Source organism: Peristeroidobacter soli, from assembly GCF_004138485.1.
Lineage (GTDB): Bacteria > Pseudomonadota > Gammaproteobacteria > Steroidobacterales > Steroidobacteraceae > Steroidobacter > Steroidobacter soli.
The window spans coordinates 1092763-1108789 of the sequence record NZ_RYEV01000004.1 but is presented as its reverse complement, the minus strand read 5'-3'; the positions used below and the strand labels follow the sequence as shown (position 1 = coordinate 1108789).

Annotated in this window: 13 protein-coding genes; 5 read left to right on the top strand and 8 right to left on the bottom strand. The window is 62.9% G+C overall.

The annotated features are described in order from the left end of the window. Positions 1-206: 206 nt before the first annotated feature. The 3 genes from EKO19_RS20195 to EKO19_RS20185 all read right to left on the bottom strand — a co-directional run bounded on the left by EKO19_RS20195 (position 207) and on the right by EKO19_RS20185 (position 3927). A complete protein-coding gene (locus EKO19_RS20195; RefSeq protein ID WP_129778242.1) occupies positions 207-968 on the bottom strand; it encodes a SapC family protein in 762 nt (253 codons plus the stop codon). Between the two features lie 19 nt (positions 969-987). Next, positions 988-2697: a ShlB/FhaC/HecB family hemolysin secretion/activation protein gene (locus EKO19_RS20190; RefSeq protein ID WP_129778241.1), complete on the bottom strand. Its 1710-nt coding sequence runs from the start codon at positions 2695-2697 to the stop codon at positions 988-990. Between the two features lie 159 nt (positions 2698-2856). After that, entirely contained in the window at positions 2857-3927 is a 1071-nt protein-coding gene (locus EKO19_RS20185; RefSeq protein WP_217705472.1) for a class I SAM-dependent methyltransferase, read from the bottom strand. A 245-nt stretch (positions 3928-4172) separates the two neighbouring features. Between EKO19_RS20185 and EKO19_RS20180 the strand changes: the two genes are divergently transcribed. Next, on the top strand, positions 4173-4451 hold the full coding sequence (locus EKO19_RS20180) for a methyltransferase family protein (RefSeq protein ID WP_129778240.1): 279 nt from the start codon (positions 4173-4175) through the stop codon (positions 4449-4451). Between the two features lie 5 nt (positions 4452-4456). Here EKO19_RS20180 and EKO19_RS20175 read toward each other — a convergent pair whose 3' ends face one another. Genes EKO19_RS20175 through EKO19_RS20160 form a run of 4 tightly spaced genes read right to left on the bottom strand, consistent with a single transcriptional unit; the run spans position 4457 to position 8496 of the window. Then, a complete protein-coding gene (locus tag EKO19_RS20175) occupies positions 4457-5545 on the bottom strand; it encodes a HupE/UreJ family protein (protein ID WP_129778239.1) in 1089 nt (362 codons plus the stop codon). After that, positions 5542-6798 (bottom strand): tetratricopeptide repeat protein, encoded by a 1257-nt coding sequence (locus EKO19_RS20170; protein WP_157995351.1) that lies wholly within the window; start codon positions 6796-6798, stop codon positions 5542-5544. Before EKO19_RS20170 ends, EKO19_RS20175 begins: the two co-directional genes overlap by 4 nt. Beyond that, positions 6782-7030 carry a hypothetical protein gene (locus EKO19_RS20165; protein ID WP_129778237.1) on the bottom strand — a complete coding sequence of 83 codons (249 nt, stop codon included), beginning with the start codon at positions 7028-7030 and terminating at the stop codon, positions 6782-6784. The genes EKO19_RS20170 and EKO19_RS20165 overlap by 17 nt, the downstream gene beginning before the upstream one ends. Before the next feature lie 11 nt (positions 7031-7041). Further along, positions 7042-8496 (bottom strand): DUF4331 domain-containing protein, encoded by a 1455-nt coding sequence (locus tag EKO19_RS20160; protein WP_129778236.1) that lies wholly within the window; start codon positions 8494-8496, stop codon positions 7042-7044. Positions 8497-8696: 200 nt separating this feature from the next. Here EKO19_RS20160 and EKO19_RS20155 point away from each other — a divergent pair, with 200 nt between their 5' ends. Both EKO19_RS20155 and EKO19_RS20150 read left to right on the top strand, forming a co-directional pair. After that, positions 8697-9242 carry a sigma-70 family RNA polymerase sigma factor gene (locus EKO19_RS20155; protein ID WP_129778235.1) on the top strand — a complete coding sequence of 182 codons (546 nt, stop codon included), beginning with the start codon at positions 8697-8699 and terminating at the stop codon, positions 9240-9242. Then, positions 9239-9952, top strand: a complete 714-nt coding sequence (locus EKO19_RS20150) for an anti-sigma factor (protein WP_129778234.1) — start codon at positions 9239-9241, stop codon at positions 9950-9952. Before EKO19_RS20155 ends, EKO19_RS20150 begins: the two co-directional genes overlap by 4 nt. Here EKO19_RS20150 and EKO19_RS20145 read toward each other — a convergent pair whose 3' ends face one another. Further along, complete coding sequence (locus EKO19_RS20145) at positions 9953-11050, bottom strand: hypothetical protein (RefSeq protein WP_129778233.1); 1098 nt, start codon at positions 11048-11050, stop codon at positions 9953-9955. It lies immediately after the preceding gene. A 145-nt stretch (positions 11051-11195) separates the two neighbouring features. On the opposite strand from EKO19_RS20145, the gene ggt reads away from it, so the two are divergent. Then, the gene (gene ggt / locus EKO19_RS20140; RefSeq protein ID WP_129778232.1) at positions 11196-12929 is read left to right on the top strand and encodes a gamma-glutamyltransferase; all 1734 of its coding nucleotides are present in this window, start codon (positions 11196-11198) and stop codon (positions 12927-12929) included. A gap of 378 nt (positions 12930-13307) precedes the next feature. Then, complete coding sequence (locus EKO19_RS20135) at positions 13308-15995, top strand: TonB-dependent receptor domain-containing protein (protein WP_129778231.1); 2688 nt, start codon at positions 13308-13310, stop codon at positions 15993-15995. The last annotated feature ends 32 nt before the right edge of the window (positions 15996-16027 follow it).

The following is a 16027-nucleotide window of genomic DNA, read 5'->3' as shown; positions in this document are numbered from 1 at the left end:
TTTATTGCCAGCGCGAGTACGCTCAGCCTTGCAAGGCGTGCGGGTGGATTGAGGCGATGGGTTGGGTGTCTTGTGTGTCCGGGCATGGCGTCAGCAACGCTAGAACGAGCATCCCGTCCCGGACAGATGCCGAACGGGTGTGACATGCGACATCGGGGCGTCAGCGGCCGTGACCTGAGTCACGGCCGGCGCGCCTCGTTCACTTACTAAGCGACAGCTTGATCCGACAGTGATTCGCGATCGCGCGCGCCACGCCGTGCCAGCAGGTCCTCGAACCGGTCGAGCGAGGCCAGGTGATGATGCACGAGTGCCAGCCAACCCTTGTGATGCCACTCGACGACGCTGGCCGCATCGAGCGCACGGAACTTGTTTACATCCACGATGCGGAAGCCGTCGACGGCGAACTTGCGTCCGTTGGGAAGCGTGGCATCGGCGCGGCGGTCGATGAGCAGATTCTGCGTTTGCAGTGCCTGGCAGAAGGCCTGTGTCACGTCGGCCTCGGCGCGATAGGCGTCGCAGAACTGCAGGGCCTGCCGGGTCACATCCGTCGGCTCGCCGCTCTCGAACAGTGGCTGGCCCTCATCTCCGTCGCGCACGATGCGTTCGGAGGCGGCGTCGATGCCGAGCGCGACGCCGTCGCGATGCTCGATGAAGCCGAACGGATAGCGCCGGACGTACGCGGGTATATAGACACCCTCGATCCATCGACCGTTCTTGACGAACAGATTGTTGGCATCCAGCCCGAGCAGCGCGATTGGGTTGATGGTGTCGCCCGCGGCGCTGAACAGGATGGGAAAGCAGCGGGCCGCCGCGATGAACTCGCCGATGACGATGGGGACGGCGATGGTCTGCTGCGCAAATTCGACACCGCCGTCCCTGATACGCCAGTGCGCATGATCGCGGGACGAGATCAGCTGCGGATCCCGATAGAACAGCGGGGTGTCGGACTCGGATGTTTGCGAGGTCATGAACAGCTCCTTGGACAACTCAGAACCGGTAGCCACCGGACAACCACAACTGATAATCGCGATCCAGTCCGCTGGTGGCTCTCTCGGAACCGCGGAACGCGACGGCCGCGGCGAGCGACCAGCCTCGTTGCTGACTCCAGTCAAATCCGACGCCGGCGCCGTCCAGCGTCCGTTCGATCGCGGCTCCTTGCCAGGGTTGCGCGTCGACACGAATGTGACCGCGGTCGTAGAAGGCGCTGACTTCGCTGATGCCGCCGAACGGTCCGAAAAAGGTCCGTCGCACTTCGGCGGAGGCGAGATAGCCGCGATCGCCGGCCGCTTCACCGACCGGATAGGCGCGCACCGCGCTCGGGCCGCCCAGATAAAACTTTTCCGACGAGTCCAGATTCTGAGCGGCGATCTGTCCTGTCACTCGCAGATACACGCTCCAGCGATCGGTGATGTACTGAGTGCGCGACAGCCAGTAGACCATCTTGTCGAAATGACCATCGGTGCGCACCGTGACCGCATCGATCGCGGCCGAGAGCGGATCGCGAATATCCAGTTCACCCGCGGTGTAGCCGAGCGACACGCGATTGGTCGCCACGCGGCCCAGCCAATCATCATTGAGTGCGCCGTCCAGTGTGGCAGCGTAAGTGCTGGCTCTGCGCTCGTTGGACGTTTCCACCACGGCGACGTCGTCCTTGACGGACTTGTACGCATAGGTCACGCGCGCGCCGAGACTGCGTCGCGAGTCGCGGAACAACGAATGCGTCAGGCCGATTTCGCCACCGACCGTGTCGCCCTCGGCGCCCAGCGCTTCGAACGCTTCCTGCAACTCATAATCCATGCGGTAAGCGGAGACGAACAAGCGAGTGCCGCGGTAGTTGACAGGCAAGTCATAACCGAGGCCGGCGTAGGTGCTGCCTTGCGAGTACGCGCCTTGGAAATTGACCTGATCGCCGATGCCCAGTGGGTTGGCATAGGCGGCCGCGAGCGTGGCTCGTTCGCGGCCGACATAGCGGCCGCCGTAATTGGTCGCATCGACCGAACCTCGGAAGCCACGTGTGGGCTCGACGTTTACAACGACGTCGGAGGTTCCCACTTCGCGCCCGGGCTGCAACTCGCCACGCACCTGGATGCCGGGCAGATCCGAGAGCCGCAGCATGCCGCGCTCCAGCGGCCGCTCCCGAATCAGTTCGCCGGTGCAGCTACGACCGCAGGCAGCTCGCTCCACGGTGGCGTGCAGTCGGCGATCGGCGATCTTCGATCCATTCTTTACACGCAGCTCGCCGTAGCGGCCTTCGAGGATGTCGAGTCGAACGATGCCGCCGCGGATTTCCTGATAGGGAAGATATGCACGGGCCACCATGTAGCCGTGATCGCGATAGTAGCGAGTGATCACTGCGGCGATCTGCTCGATCTCGGCCAGCGTCTTGCTGCCGGTCTGCTGCGCGACCAGGGCCAGCAACTGTTCATCGGAGAACACGGTGTTGCCGCTGACCTGGTAACCCCTGACCTCGACGCGCGTCTGCGAAGCTGCGGCCGATTCGGGCGTCAAATCGGTGTCGCGTACCGCGACATCAGGCGTGGCTGGCGCTGGTGTTCGAGGCTTGCGCAGCGTGGGCGCTTGTTCGAGCTCCCGCAGTATCTGTCCACTGTCCGGTCGCGGTGGTGGCGTCTGCGCCAGGCAATCGGAGCCGAGCGTGGCCAGCAGAGCCGTTCCGTAGGTGAGAATGTGTCGCCGCATCGTCGCCAGATGATGCGGAGGTCGATGGCATTTCGATAGTGCCGCCGGTCACGCGCGGGCCTGGCATTGCGAGGCGGGATGATGTCTGGAGTCACATGCCCGTGACTCGAGTCACTGTCGCTTCCGTCACTGAATAATGAGTCACTTCGCCACCTCGTCTCAGCTCGGCCGGCACACGAACATCGTGTGACTGGCCGAGAAGCGTTCCAACTCATGCTCGATACTGAACCCGGCGCGTTGTACGCAGGCACGCATGTCCTCGGCCAGATACATCTTGCTGTTGCCGTTGGCGAGACAAGCGAAATACAGCGAAGTCATGGTGAGCACGAAGCGGGCGGCGGCGTGCTCCTGCTGGTCCCAGTACGTTTCGACGATGTAGAGACGCCCCTGCGGTGACAGGGCGCGCCGCGCACGCTGGAGAATCGAGACGATCTCGTCCTCGCCGAAACAATCCAGGAACTGGCTCATCCAGATCGCGTCCTGATCGGCCGGGAATTCGCGCGAGGGATCGAGGAAGTCGATGGGGTGATAGCTGGCACGCGCGCCATGACCCTTCGCCTCGATCGCTTGCCGGGCCAGTTCGAGCTGGCCGGGATGATCGAGCAGGCTGACGTGAACCTGCGGATCGTGCTCCAGACAGCCGAGCGCGAACTTTCCCGTATTGGCGCCGACATCGAGCAGCCGCCGCGGCCGTTCCGCAAACACCCGCGGCAGGGCGTTTGGAAACATATGATCCGAATAGTAATGATCGAAGGCGAACCAGCTCTGCTGAACCTGCGGCGGCAGTTGGGTGAGACCTTCGTAAATCGTCTTCCACGGCCCCAGCTCGCTCAGCCCGGCCGGCTTGCCGGTCGTGATGGTCTCGCGCAGATGCGCCATCCCTCGATAGCAGACATCGGCCGTGAAATCCATGTTGACCCGGGTCATCCGGTCGCGCAGGACCAGCAGCCCGAGCTGGCGCAGATGGAAGACCTCGCCTTCGATCGCGATCAGGTCGGCGACCACGCCGGCTTCGAGCAGCACTTTGACGCCATAGAGCGGCAGGCGCGTGAGCTCGGCGATGCGTTCGGCGGTGAGCCCTTCGGACCTGTACTCCGCCAGCGCCGCCAGCACGCCGAGATCTCTCAAGGCGAGCGTGGCATGAAATGACAACGGCGCGAACGCCAGCTTCTGGGCATCGATGAGCGCTTCGTAAAGAGGTTTGTCGTCCCGACCCGGTCGTCCCGCCACTGTGATCCCCAAGCTTGTAAGCAACCGGCCGGGATTATCCACGAATCTTTGCGACCGCGGCCACGATCTGGCGCAATGGCGAGGATGACAGCGTCCGGACAGTATTTTGTAAGCTCGGCCAGCGCGGCTTCCTCGGTCGGGGCCGCCCAGTTCGTGGAGTGTCCTCCGATGACATCATGACGATGCCGAGCGGGAATTTGCGTACGACCGCGACTTCGAATTGAGCCCGCTCAGTGAGGCATTGGATGACGCTGACCGCGATTCAAGTGGCGGAAGGGCAGACGGTCATTTCGACGGGGCCCTATGCGATCGTCCGTCATCCGATGTACAGCGCCGCTGTAGTGATGCTGGCGGGCATTCCTTTGGCGCTCGGCTCGTGGTGGGGGCTGCTAACGATAATTACCAACGTGGCCGTGCTGGCGTGGCGGTTGTTGGAGGAAGAACGATTTCTGCTCAAGAATCTGGCCGGCTACAGCGACTATGCGCACAGGGTGCCGCATCGGTTGTTGCCCTTCCTCTGGTAGGCCGGCTAACCCACGACACGCTCGACCGACCACGCCAGTCCGATCGTGGCGATGAGCAGCGCGGCGGCGGGCATGAAGGTGCGCTCATAGAAAACGTGGCGTCGTGCGTACCGGATCATGGGCAGGGTGAGCAGGACGATGGCGCACTGGCCCAGCTCGACGCCGATGTTGAATGCGAAGAGCGACAGCGCCAGCGAGCCGGACGGCAATTGCATGTCGGCGAGTACGTTGGCGAAGCCGAAGCCGTGGATGAGTCCGAAGCTGAAGGCGATCCAGGTCGCGGGCCGTGTGATTGCGTAGCGCAGCCGCAAGCCTGCGACGACGATGGACAGGGCGATGGTCGTCTCGATGAGTCGTGGCGGCAGAGAGACGATCTTCAGTGCCGCGAGCGACAGAGTGATGCTGTGTGCGACGGTGAAGGCGGTGACTAGAGTCACGACATCCTTGAGCATGGGCGCCCAGCCGGTGGATTCATCCCGTGAGCGCAGGCCGGCGGGAAGCAGCAGCGCCAGCAGGAACAGGAGGTGGTCGAGGCCGATCCAGATGTGCCAGATGCCTTCGCGTGCCATGGTGATGAATTGCCGGCCCGGGCTCGGCCCGTCGACGGACAACGTTGCGTGAGTGTTCTGCGGCGACAGTACGAACGTCTGCGGTGCCCCCGCGCCGTGGAGTGCGATCAGGCCGCGATGAGTTGCATCGATATCAAATAACAGTGAGTAATCGATGCTCCACGGTGCCACGTTGCGTTCACACGTTACGACGAGTGGCAGCACGGTGTAAGCGCCATCGCTCAGGTCATCGACGAGCTGCGGCCCTGTATGGACGTCGCAGGGGGAGTCGCGCGAGATGATGGCCAGGCGTGAGATAGCATAGCTGGCGATCTCCGCGTGCCGTGAGCGCAGTTCACCCCACGTGATCTTGCGATCGCCATCGCGATCCAGGCCGATCGCCGGTTCGAGGTCGCGCAGAGCGATGCGCCACTCGCCGGCGAAGCCGTGTGCGGTCGGAGTGAGCTGGAGGTAGCTGTCGCTGGGTTTGTGAGCGAGAGCTTGTGGCGCGAGCAGCAGCAGAAGGGCGAGGGCGAAGATTCTCATGCCGCCGGCTCCGGCGATACTTGTTCGCGATGGCCGGCGGTGTGCACGAGACCGGGCTGGGCAGAATGCTCGGATGGTACGTGCGGCGGGACGTGTAGCTGTGCAAGCAACGCGGCTAAGCGCACATCTTCCAACCCATTCTCACGAATAAACGTTGCCACCGGCGCCGCCGCCGCCGTCCGGCCGGCGGCAATCGCCGCTCGAACCACGATGATTGCGTCGGCGGGCTCGCGCTGGCTGCGCCAGTTGACGAGCGCGGCATCGAGCGCGGCCGCCGCCTTGCCTTCGATATCCAGCAGAAATCTCGCGTAGTCACGCGTCGGAACAAAGTCACCGCGACGCTGATGAGCGGCATATTGTTCGCGAAGCTGCTGGGCCAGCGCGCCGGCGTTCGGCACACGCATGGCGCGCGCCGCGAGCGTAGCTCGAAGCAGCAAGTCCGCATATTCGGGGTAGCGTCCGAAGAGCGCGGTCACCTCGCTATACGCACGCCGCTCCAGCAGAAAATCAGCAAAGGTGAGCAACGTGTACGCATCCGGCGGCGTGGCCGAGAGCGCGATCCCATAGTGCTGACGAGCCGCTTCGTCATTTCCGAGCCGCTTCGAGATATCGGCGAGCGTCAGCTCGATTTCCTTGCGCTGACGAGGTTCCATGCCATCGGCACGATTCCGTAACAACACCAGTTTCCGGTACGCCTCGCTCGCCTCACCACGAAGGCTGCTGACGCGACTCATGCAATCGATGGTGACCAGCGGTTCAACCAGCAGCGCAAGACCGCGACAGTCCGTTGCCGCCGCCGAGTAGTTGCCCTGCACCTGATAAATCGCTGCCCGAGTCAGCCGTGCCTGCGCATTCCGAGGATCGAGTGCAAGCGCACGATCGAGATCAACGAGCGCCATCTCGAATAAATGATTGTGTTGATGAATCTGAGCCCGGATCAGTACCACCGGGAGCGGCGCATCCTTCGCCGCCCACCACGGTCCAAGCGCAGACTGGGCGTAACCGAGATAGCGAGGATCGCCGGTGATGCGAGCCGACTCGACATCAGCGGCCGCTTGGGTCGTTGCACTTTGCAGATCTTTCGGACGCAGTGCCGCCGTGCGCACACCCGCTGGAACAGTCGCAAGCACGACCGCATCGGATCGCGGCAGGTAAGGCGCAGCCTGCGCCGACGCCAGCGCGGAGCACAGAAGAACCAAGGCGGCGAGGAGAGGCCGCCCTGGTATGGCGCTGTTGTTATTGGAGTACGTCATCGAACGAAGTCTCGTCCTCATCGAACTCGAACTGTTTGTCGTTCACGTCCGTCGGCTCTGCCGTGTTCGATGTCTGCGTCAACTGCGCCTTGATGAACGGTGTGAATGCCGTACCAGTCGCGCCAGGCGGAGGTTGAGAATTGCCGTTGCCACCGCTTCCTTCGTACCCGCCACCGCCGCAGCCAGCGACGAGCAGCGCCGCCAGCACCAGATATCCGAGATTGGAGTTCATGGTCCTGCTCCTTACATCGCGCCGGGGTTCGGCGAGCGCAGATAGGGGAAGCGCTCATCGAAATCGGCGGCGCTCACCGCCGTACCATCGGTCAGCGGCGCTGTGTTGTTTGGCGCGACGCTCGCATCGGGGATCAGCGCGCCCATGGCAACGCGCAGCTCGATGTCGACGACGTCATCGCCAGGTCGACGACCATTCGGGAAGCCGGAGGTATCGCCGCCAAGCACGCCCAGCGTGTTCTGATTGGGAGCGGGTTTCGCGGCGATGCTGGTATTCAAGCGCATCATCTCCGCGGGCCGAACGTTCGCCGGCTGATTCAATCCCTGCACGCCCGTGAGAAACGCGGCGACCAGATCGGTGCGTGGGAACATGTTCGGCGCCACGGCTACGCCGTTGAACAGGATTTCGAGCAGCTCAGGCAATGTTGGATTGGTGACATAGGTGGCGAACTGCGCATCGTCGCGCGGCTGGCTGGCATTGAACCGATCCTTATCCTTGAGGCCGATGACAACTTCGTTGACGAGCGGCGCGCCCAGGCGTGACACCTGCGTCCACGCGCCGCCGGAGATCTGCGGTCGGCGATTGTTGTCGAAGATCGGATTCGGATTGAGGATGCGCGCCTGTCGCATGCTTGCGGTCGTCCACGCGCCGATGACTGGTTCGTTGCTGCGAGCCAGGCACGAAATCGGCACTTCGAGGGCGAGCGTGGTGATGTTCTGATTGCCGATGGGATTGGGAACAGCATTCGGCGGGCCGAGGGGATTCAGATTCACCAGATCGAATACCGGGCCGAGATTCACCGCGAATCCCTCTTTGCGTTGACCGACGAAGGCGCGACCGTTGCCGCATCCTGGAATCACGATGTCGTAGATGTGATCGCGGGCGTAGGTTTCGTAGTCGGCGACGGATTTCGTGCCGATGTAGTCGGCCGGCTTGCGGAACCGCGTTTCACCGGAGTTCGACGTGATGGAGCGCGAGTTGCCGGTGCGTCGACTGCCGCGAATGAAATCGATCGTATAGGTCTGGCGCACGTTGAGCGCGCCCGTGCCGTCCTGGCCCGGCCCGATGCCGCCGATGTTCTTGAGCGGCACGGACACCATGCGATCGCCGGCCTGCACCTTGAGATCTGCGACGACATCGGCGAAATTGAAGCGGAATGTCAGGTCCTCGCGGGCGTCGCCGTCGTTGTCGACATGGATCTCGTAGATGGCATCGGATTCCAGATCGAAGTAGTTCGGTCCGCCATACGGATCTTGCAGGGGCAGGTAGTTGGCGATCAGCGTGACGAAACCGTCGCGGCCGGCCTCGTAGCTGCGGAACATATAAAAGTCGGTGCCGTCCACGCGCGGCATGGTGGTGATGAAGGGCGCTTCCCGGTGGCTGGAAGCCTGGGCCGGCAAGCTGGCGATCAGCGCAGTCCCCACCGCGAGGGCGGCAAGCACGGACCGGCGCACTGGACTGCTCATGAGGTATCCTCCTGGCGAGCTGAACATAAGATGTGATCTGCGGAGGCAAGTACGGGGCGAGGCCGGGCGGCGGATGCAGCGGGTAGATTTTTTATGGACGACTGCGTCCAATTGGCCTGCCGCCACGTACAGGAAGGGTAAGTTCTGGACGGCGGACCGGGCCGGCGGCCAGTGATTCAGAGGTGGAAAGGCTTTAGTCGATGGCGGAGCAACAAGAACTCGCTCGGCTCCTGCAGGCGACGGCGCATGGCGATCGCCAGGCCTTCGCTCGTCTGTATGAATTGACTGCCCCGAAGCTGTTGGGTGCCGGGGTCCATATGCTCAAGCGGCGCGAACTGGCGGAGGATGTCTTGCAGGACCTGTTCGTGAAGGTCTGGCATCGCGCGTCGGAATATCAGGCCGAACGTGGCGGCGTGCTCACCTGGCTGTATTCGGTGCAGCGCTATCTGGCGCTCGATAAATTGCGGGCGCAGCGGCCGACCGAGGCGTTGGACGAAGATATGTCGAACACGCTGGCAGCCGACGGACCGGATCCCTCCATGATGGCGATGAGCGACGACATGGCTGCGCGCGTGCGCCGGTGCCTCGACACGTTGACCGACACGCAGCGGCGCACTGTGACGTTGGCGTTTTTCGAAGGACTCACGCACGCGGAGCTCACCGAGAAGTTGCAGACGCCGCTCGGGACAGTGAAAAGCTGGATCCGCCGCGGTCTGCTCAGCCTGCAGAAGTGTCTCGAGCAATGAGATACAGCAACCCACAACTCGTGCAGCGGCTCGCGTCGGAATACGTGCTCGGCACGTTGACCGGCCGTGCGCGTCGCCGCTTCGAGAGCTGGATGCGGGATTCGTATCAAGTCCGTTCAGCCGTGTGGCATTGGGAACGACAGCTCAGTCCGCTCGCGCAAGCCACGAGCAGTGTCCAGCCCCGTCCGCAGGTTTGGAAACAGGTGCTCGAACGTACGGGCGCGAAGGCGGAGCGTGAGATCGCTCGCGTGCCTTGGTTCGAACGGCTCGGGTTGTGGCGCGGTTTGAGCCTGGCCGCGACCGCTGCGGCCGTCGTGCTCGCGGTGCTGCTCGCGCGCACGCCAACGGAAGTAACGCCGCTGACTCAGCAGTATATCGCCGTCGTGAATGGACCGCAGTCGCAGCCGCTGTGGGTCGTGAGCGTCGATGCGCGACAGGGGCGGCTCGCAATCAAATCGATCAATGCGACGGCGCCCGCGCCAACGAATTCATATGAACTGTGGATTCTGCCGGCGGGCGGCGCGGCTCCTCGCTCACTTGGCGTGTTGCCGACCGGCACGGGATCGGTCGATACGGAATTGCCCGCCGAGTTGCGCCCGCTGCTCGCGGGCGCACAAGGACTCGCCGTCACTCTGGAACCGGTCGGCGGCTCGCCCACGGGCGCGGCGACCGGTCCAGTGGTCTATCAGGCTGCGATTCTCTCCATTTGATCACTGAGCAGGGCACGTCGCCGTCAGCTTCGAGTACATCGCATCCAGATTCAGCTGCGACGGAAATCCCGAGGGCAGGTGAGCACTGTTGAACCCGGCTGCACGCAGGCCTTGCAGGTACGGGTTGCTCACGTACTGCTGACTGAAGGTGCCGGTGCCGTTGAAGTAATGCTCGACGAGGTGCGCGGGGTCGAGCGCGAACTCGCCGCGATAACTCCCGCCATCGTCGCCGTCGTCCCAGCCCCAGGGCGTGTTGGCCGAGTTGCTGCTACAGGATTTCAATCCCGATCCGCAGCCGCCGCTGGTATCGCCTTTGAACGTTCCCCAGGAATTGAACGTCTGCGCGCTGCCGCCCGGTACATTGGCATCGTCGATCGCCGCAGCCCACATGCCATTGGCGGCGTGGATATCGACCAGCCGATAAGGAACGAAGCGATCGTTGCCCGAGGTGGGATAGTCGGCCGCGCCCTGGGTCGGGTAGTAGATGATGCCATCCTGATTCGCGCCGCCATTGAAGTCGGACGCATACGGCCACGCCTTCAAGCCATGTCCCTTCGCTTCCTGCACGGTCTTCGGCCGGTTCACGCCGTCGTGCGCTTCGAAGGACACCGTGCCATCGATGCTCTCGTTGCCGTCGGTCAGCGCGCTGCCGGCCGGCGTGAACGAAAAGAAGTTGGTATGGAATACCGTGATCATGCCTTCGAGCTTGCCGAAGCTGGTGCCGTCCTTGCGGATGGCCAGCAGCGCACCTTCCAGATCGTTCTCGTGCTCCTGATCGAAAATGGTGTCCGACCAGTCGCGCGGGTGAAAGAACGCATAGGTAACAAAGTAGTGACTGCAACTTTCCACCACTGAGTAGTAGACCGTCGCGGGCCACAGGCCGCCGGCGCGGTTGTCCCAGTTGTTGGTCGAAATCCGGTCTGAGTCGTAGTCGAACGCGGTGATGTAGTCCGACGGATAGTCGCTGGAATCCGTGTCCTGGTAGTGCACCGGCGCGTGGTGGAAGACCAGGGCGTTGTACGGCCCGGCCTGTGCCGCGCCGGCAAGCAATGAACACACGGCGGAAGCGAGAGCGGACGTTCTTGGGATCATGTGCATCGAGACTCCATTCGATGTGAGGGGAGGCGGCAGTCTGCGCTCGCGAGGGCGTGGCACGTGTGACGCAATCATGTCGGAACGATGACAATCGTGGCGTGTGAGGGACTACAATGCGCGGGTTCCTTCGGACATACAGGCCGGTCGCATGAAGCTGCAAGCTCGATGTTTGGTGTTCTTTTTTACCCTGATCGTCGCGCCGTTGTGCCTGGCGAGCGGCATGCAGCCCGAGCGTGCCGACAATGGCATGGTCGCGAGCGTGCACGAGCTGGCCTCGCAGGCTGGCGTCGACATGATGAAGGCCGGCGGTAATGCGATCGACGCGGCGGTTGCGACCGGATTTGCGCTCGCCGTCGTGCATCCGGCCGCGGGCAACCTGGGCGGTGGCGGGTTCATGCTCGTGCGCATGAGCTCGGGCGCAACCCACTTCCTCGACTTCCGCGAAAAGGCGCCGGGCAAAGCCACGTCGACGATGTATCAGGACCAGGACGGCAATGTGGTGCCGATGCTGAGCCGTGTCGGCTACAAGGCCGTCGGTGTTCCCGGCTCCGTCAAAGGCATGGTTCACGCGCAGAAAAAGTTCGGCAAGTTGACGCTCGCGCAAGTGGTCGCGCCGGCGATCCGGCTGGCGACGGAAGGCTTCGAGCTCGACTGGGCGGAGGCGCGCGCGCTCACCAACGACAAGAACATGCCGAATTTTCCCGACTCCCGACGCATCTTCCAGAACGACGGCAAAGGCTGGCATCAGGGCGATGTACTGAAACAGCCGGAGCTGGCACGCACGCTGGAACGCATCGTTGCCGATCCCGATGAGTTCTACACCGGCAAGATGGCGCGTGAGATCGCCGAGTTCATGCAGGCGGGCGGCGGCCTGATCACGGTGCAGGATCTGAAGAACTACGATGTCGTCGATCGCACGCCGGTGCGTGGCACGTATCGCGGCCTCGAAATCATCAGCGCACCGCCGCCGTCGTCCGGCGGCATCGCACTGGTCGAGACGCTCAACATCCTCGAAGGCTTCGACATCAAGAAGGCGGGCTTCGGCTCGGCGGAAGCGATTCACCTGATCACGGAGAGCTATCGCCGCGCGTTCTACGATCGTGCGCAGTTTCTGGGCGATCCGGAGTTCAGCAATCTGCCGGTCCTCGAGTTGACCGACAAGAAGTACGCCGTCGATTGGCGTGCGTCCATCGATCCGCAGCGGGCCAGCGCCTCAGCGCGGCTCGAGCGACCGCAGGTGTCGAAGGCGTTGGCCGCGTATGCGAAGAAGAATCCGGTGAAGGCCACGGCACCGGAGTCCACCCAGACCACCCACTATTCGGTGGTCGATAAAGACGGTAACGCGGTCGCTGTGACCACGACGCTCAACGGCAGCTACGGCTCGAAGGTGACCATCGGCTCGCTGGGCTTCCTGCTCAACAACGAGATGGACGACTTCTCCTCCAAGGCCGGCGTGCCCAACATGTTCGGCTTGATTCAAAGCGACGCCAATCTGGTCGGGCCGAACAAGCGTCCGCTGTCGGCGATGACGCCGACCATCGTGCTGAAGGACGGCAAGCTCTGGCTGGTGCTCGGCTCGCCGGGTGGCCCGACCATCATCACCACGGTCACGAACATTCTGGTTGGCGTCGCCGACTTCGGCCTCGACATCCAGCAAGCGGTCAACGCGCCTCGCTTCCACAATCAATGGATCCCCGATCGGATCCAGATGGAGCGCAACCGCTTCTCGCCCGACACCATCAAACTGCTCGAAGCTCGCGGTCACAGCATCGGCTTCGGTCTCGGCGGCGACGGCGAGTGCATTCAGATCGATCTGGCGACCGGACAGCGGCTGGGTGCGAGCGATGGACGCAATGAGCGGGGCAGGGCGGTCGGGTATTGAGCGCTGGCGTCCATCGTTGTCAGTGACGATGTTTCCAAACAGAAAGAGAGCAACACGTTGACTTTGTTTGCTGCCGATACAAATTGTCTGATTTAACGCGGTAATTTCAGGCCCGGCGCGCACCGCGAACGTGCGTCGCCCGGGCTTCGCGCACCAATCTCGTCAGCGGCGCTTCGCACAGCAGTGCGTTGTCGCTGCAACCCGCACGCACTTTTGCGCACGACTTCGGTCGTCCGTCGCCGGCCTGTGCAAATTGGCTGAGTAGCGACTGCTCAAATTGCAAAAATCCTCGATGTGCTGGCGTTGCTCCGTTCGGCTGTGAAAGTCTCGCCCCGTCCGACCGACACGGTCGCCGCTATCTCACTGGCCAGGATAGACATGAATAAAATTACACTGCCGCTGCTTGCACTCGCCGAGTTGATGGTTGCCACGGGCGCCGTTGCTCAATCCACCGATAAGGTCGATGCCTCGGAGATCGAAGAGGTCACTGTCACGGGTTCGCAAATCCGTGGTCACGAAAATCCCGGTGGCCAGGTCCTGACGCTCACCAGCGAGGACATCAAGCTGCAGGGGTTGTCGACTGCCGATGACATTTTCCGCTCCATCCCGCAGGCATTCGGTCGCGGTTCGATGGGTGCGATGGATAACAACAGTCAGGTGCCTGCCGGGTCGGTGGGGCATTCGCAGGTGGATCTGGGCGGCTTCGGCGCGAAGTCGACGCTGGTGCTGATCAACGGCCGCCGCACCGCCAGCTCTTCGATCATGTATGGCGATTCGGTGAACGTGAGCACGATTCCGGTCAGCGCGATCGAGCGGGTCGAAGTGTTGCCCACCGCGGCCGCGGCCATCTACGGTGCCGATGCGGTCGGCGGCGTGGTCAACATCATTCTCAAGAAGCGCACGCAGTTCGAAGCCAACACTCAGGTGGGCTACGAGAACAGCAGCAACGGCGGCGACGCTTCCAGCCTGTCGCAGGATTTGAGTTTCGGCTGGGAGACCGGGCGCTTCACCGGCGTTGCGAGCTATCGCCACTCCGATCCGGTGACCAACAAAGAGCTGGGCTTCACCACGCAGGACTTCCGGAACCGCGGTGGTTATGACCTGCGCTCGACGACCTTTGCGGCCACGGGCGTGATCACTGGCCTCGGTACTTTGCCGGCGGGTAACGACGGCACCGGTTTCGTGCCCGGTGACGTTTCGACCGCGAACCGGGTTCCCACGTCATCGATCGCGGAATACGCGTCGCCGGAATTGAAGTCGACGTCGGCTTACATCAACGTCGAGCAGGATGTGGGCGCGAACGTCACGCTGTTCCTCGATGCGTTCTACTCGAAGAACGACACGGACAACTACGAAATTCCACTCGCCGTGTACTCGGCCTCGGTGCCAGCCTCGAACGCCTTCAATCCCTACGGCACGCCGGTGAGCGTGACCTATCTGTTCGACACCGAACGCGATGCCGGCCGCATTCCTTCGACTTATCGCGAGGCGGATCAGGAGCTCCTGCAGGGAACGTTCGGTGCGACCATCACCCTGCCGCGCGATTGGCGGTTGCAGGTGTATGGGACTCGCGCGAACGAGGAGTCGCTCCATACGTATTCGTGGGTCTCCACCGCCGATCCCGCGGTCATCGCGGCGCTGGCGGACTCCAATCCCCAGACCGCACTGAACCTGTTCGGTAACGGCACCGCCCAGAATCAAGCGACGCTGAACCGCATCGTCAGCTTCTGGATGGGCCAGCGGCATAACAAGATCGAGTCGACGCTCACTGCGTTCGCGTTGCAGGCCGACGGTGAGCTGTTCGAGTTGCCGTCGGGCGCCGTCAAGGCCTCGTTCGCAGCCGAGCGTCGCAAGGACACGCTCGAGTGGGCCGGCTTTGGCGCCAATCAACCCGAGGGCGATCGTACGGCTGAGTCGCTGGGCGCGGAGTTTGCAATTCCGCTCATGAGCGCCGCGGGTGGCTCCGGTCAGTCCCTCGAGTTGACGCTGGCCGCGCGCTGGGATCGGTACAACGCCGAGGGCGATTTCAATCACGACGGCACCCGGGACAAGATGGAAGAGTTCTCGGACACCAGCCCGATGGTCGGCCTGTCCTGGCGGCCAATCTCGAACCTGCGATTGCGCACCAGCTGGAACAAGGCGTTCCGGGCTCCGGTCGTGCACGATCTCGCCGGCGCATCCTATGACTACGACACTCAGGTGTTCGATCCGCTCGCGCCGGGCGGCGCGGCGCAGGTGCCCGTGCACGTCTCCTATGCTCCTTCTCCCGACCTCGGACCCGAGAAGGCCGAGATCTGGACCGTCGGCGCCGATTGGGAGTGGCTCGATGCGACGGGCGCGGGCCTCAAGGCATCGCTCACTTACAACAACACTGAATTCACCGATCGTATCTCCGGGGTCTACAACTATTTCAGCCAGGATGCGTCTTTCGTCGTGAGCCATCCGGAGCTGTTCGGCAACGCCGTGCTACGCGACGCGAGCGGCAATCTCACCAATGTCCTCCTGCGCAACATCAACATCGCCGGTCAGACTTCGCATGCATGGAACATGAATCTGACGTACGGATGGCGGACCGGCGGCGGGCATTTCTTCACGCTGGGCGCCTCGGGTGTGTACACGGATACGTTCGAGGAGCAGGTTTACGACGGTGGGCCGGTCGAGGAATTGCGCGGCACCTACGAAGGCGTGGATCGACTGCGCGCGACGGTGCGTGCCGGTTGGGCAAGTCCGGAAGGCAACTGGACGGGCAATCTGTCCGTGCACAACAGCTCGAGCTATACCAATACGATTCAGGCCTACTCGATCAACAATCCTCCCGCCGGCATTGGCTCCGCGGTCAAGGAAGAGGTGGATGGTTACACCACCGTGGATCTGTCGGGAAGCTATCGATATCGAGGCGATTCGACGCTGCTCGAGGGGGTTGCGGTGACGGCAGGCGTGCGCAATCTGTTCGATGAAGACTTCCCGTTCATCGACCTGGTGGACGGGCGAACCTCGCCCTACGATCCGCGCCGGATCGACGTGCGTGGGCGGGTGGCGTTCGTCGAGCTCAACAAGAAGTTCTGATCGCTGGCTGGTTTCGTCGAGGGCGAACGGAT

Bases quoted from the DNA above. Each gene is read 5' to 3' on its own strand.
- EKO19_RS20195 (WP_129778242.1), bottom strand. From the start codon at position 968: ATGACCTCGCAAACATCCGAGTCCGACACCCCGCTGTTCTATCGGGAT.
- EKO19_RS20190 (WP_129778241.1), bottom strand. From the start codon at position 2,697: ATGCGGCGACACATTCTCACCTACGGAACGGCTCTGCTGGCCACGCTC.
- EKO19_RS20180 (WP_129778240.1), top strand. From the start codon at position 4,173: ATGACGCTGACCGCGATTCAAGTGGCGGAAGGGCAGACGGTCATTTCG.
- EKO19_RS20175 (WP_129778239.1), bottom strand. From the start codon at position 5,545: ATGAGAATCTTCGCCCTCGCCCTTCTGCTGCTGCTCGCGCCACAAGCT.
- EKO19_RS20170 (WP_157995351.1), bottom strand. From the start codon at position 6,798: ATGACGTACTCCAATAACAACAGCGCCATACCAGGGCGGCCTCTCCTC.
- EKO19_RS20165 (WP_129778237.1), bottom strand. From the start codon at position 7,030: ATGAACTCCAATCTCGGATATCTGGTGCTGGCGGCGCTGCTCGTCGCT.
- EKO19_RS20160 (WP_129778236.1), bottom strand. From the start codon at position 8,496: ATGAGCAGTCCAGTGCGCCGGTCCGTGCTTGCCGCCCTCGCGGTGGGG.
- EKO19_RS20155 (WP_129778235.1), top strand. From the start codon at position 8,697: ATGGCGGAGCAACAAGAACTCGCTCGGCTCCTGCAGGCGACGGCGCAT.
- EKO19_RS20150 (WP_129778234.1), top strand. From the start codon at position 9,239: ATGAGATACAGCAACCCACAACTCGTGCAGCGGCTCGCGTCGGAATAC.
- EKO19_RS20145 (WP_129778233.1), bottom strand. From the start codon at position 11,050: ATGCACATGATCCCAAGAACGTCCGCTCTCGCTTCCGCCGTGTGTTCA.
- ggt (WP_129778232.1), top strand. From the start codon at position 11,196: ATGAAGCTGCAAGCTCGATGTTTGGTGTTCTTTTTTACCCTGATCGTC.
- EKO19_RS20135 (WP_129778231.1), top strand. From the start codon at position 13,308: ATGAATAAAATTACACTGCCGCTGCTTGCACTCGCCGAGTTGATGGTT.